This window comes from Sphingopyxis sp. (genome assembly GCF_035998965.1).
Classification (GTDB): domain Bacteria; phylum Pseudomonadota; class Alphaproteobacteria; order Sphingomonadales; family Sphingomonadaceae; genus Sphingopyxis.
In genome coordinates, this window is the sequence record NZ_DASYHE010000012.1 from 1 (window position 1) to 1720 (window position 1720).

A 1720-nucleotide genomic window follows, 5' to 3' on the forward strand; every position below is an offset into this window, starting at 1 on the left:
GTAATTGGGGCCTCCGCCGCCTTCGGGGGTGACCCAGTTGATATTCTGGGTCGGATCCTTGATGTCGCACGTCTTGCAATGGACGCAATTCTGCGCGTTGATCACGAACTTCGGATCGCCCGTTTCCTCGCCGACAATCTCGTAAACCCCCGCCGGGCAATAGCGCTGGGCGGGTTCATCATAGAGCGGCAAATTATACGCGACCGGGATTGACGGATCTTTCAGCTGCAAATGAACCGGCTGGTCTTCCTCATGATTGGTGTTCGACACGAACACCGACGACAAGCGGTCAAAGGTCAGCACCCCGTCGGGCTTCGGATAATCGGGCTTCGGCATCATGTCGGCGCGGTACAGGCTCTCATTGTCCGGATGATGCTTCATCGTGAACGGAACTTTGATCTTGAGCGTTTCCAGCCACATCGTGATCCCCGACAGGATCGTCCCGCCCAGATCGCCCCATTTTTCGACAAGCGGCAACACGTTGCGGACGACGCTCAGCTCTTTCTTGACCCAGCTGTCGTCATATGCCGCCTGATAGGCGTCCAGCGTGTCGCTGCCGCGCCCGGCGGTCACCGCCGCAAACGCCGCCTCGGCCGCCATCATCCCCGATTTCATCGCGGTGTGGGTGCCCTTGATGCGCGGGACGTTCAGGAAACCGGCGCTGTCGCCGATCAGCGCGCCGCCCGGAAACGCCAGCTTCGGCACCGACTGATAGCCGCCGTCGCTGATCGCGCGCGCGCCATAGGACACGCGCTTGCCGCCCTTCAGGATTTTCGCAATCTCGGGATGCGTTTTCCACTTCTGCATCTCCTGAAAGGGGGAGATGTGCGGATTGCGGTAATTGAGCCAGGTTACGAAGCCGAGCGCGACCTGCCCGTTCGCCTGGTGATAGAGGAAGCCGCCGCCATTGGCATGTTCGTCGAGCGGCCAGCCCTGCGTGTGAATCACCCGACCCTCGGCGTGATTTTCGGGTTTGACGTCCCACAATTCCTTGACGCCCAGCCCGTAAACCTGCGGTTCGCAATCACTGTCGAGCGCGAACTGCGGTTTCAAAATTTTGGTCAGATGCCCGCGCACGCCTTCGCCAAAGAAGGTATATTTCGCATGGAGTTCCAGCCCCGGCGCATAATCGGCCTTGTGACTCCCATCGCGCGCGACGCCCATGTCGCCGGTCGCGACGCCTTTGACCGAACCATCGTCGTTATAGAGGATCTCGGCGGCCGGAAAGCCGGGGAAAATTTCGACGCCCAGCCCCTCGGCTTGCTCGGCCAGCCAGCGGCACAGATTGCCCAGACTGCCGGTGTAGGTGCCCTTGTTGTGCATGAAACCGGGGGTGATGAAATGCGGCACGCCGATTTTCTTGGTCTTGGTCAGCACCCAATGCTGGTTGTCGTTGACCGGCACCTCGGCCATCGGACAGCCTTGGGTCCGCCATTCGGGCAGCAGTTCGTCGAGCGATTTGGGATCGATCACCGCGCCCGACAGGATATGCGCGCCGACCTCGGACCCTTTTTCCAGGATACAGACCGACAGCTCGCTGCCCGCTTCATTCGCCAATTGTTTGAGGCGGATCGCCGCCGAAAGTCCCGCCGGCCCAGCACCGACGATGACCACGTCATAGGGCATCGATTCCCGTTCGCTCACTTGGCTTACCCTTTCTGCCGTCCCGGCGCCGATCGTTCATCGTAAGCGGCGCTCATTCTGTCACGAAATGCGATGC

1 protein-coding gene is annotated in these 1720 nt (G+C 60.6%); it reads right to left on the reverse strand.

The annotated features are described in order from the left end of the window. Positions 1 to 1644: electron transfer flavoprotein-ubiquinone oxidoreductase (locus tag VGN68_RS01190; protein WP_327473079.1), on the reverse strand; the 1644-nt coding region annotated here is incomplete at its 3' end. Positions 1645 to 1720: the final 76 nt, after the last annotated feature.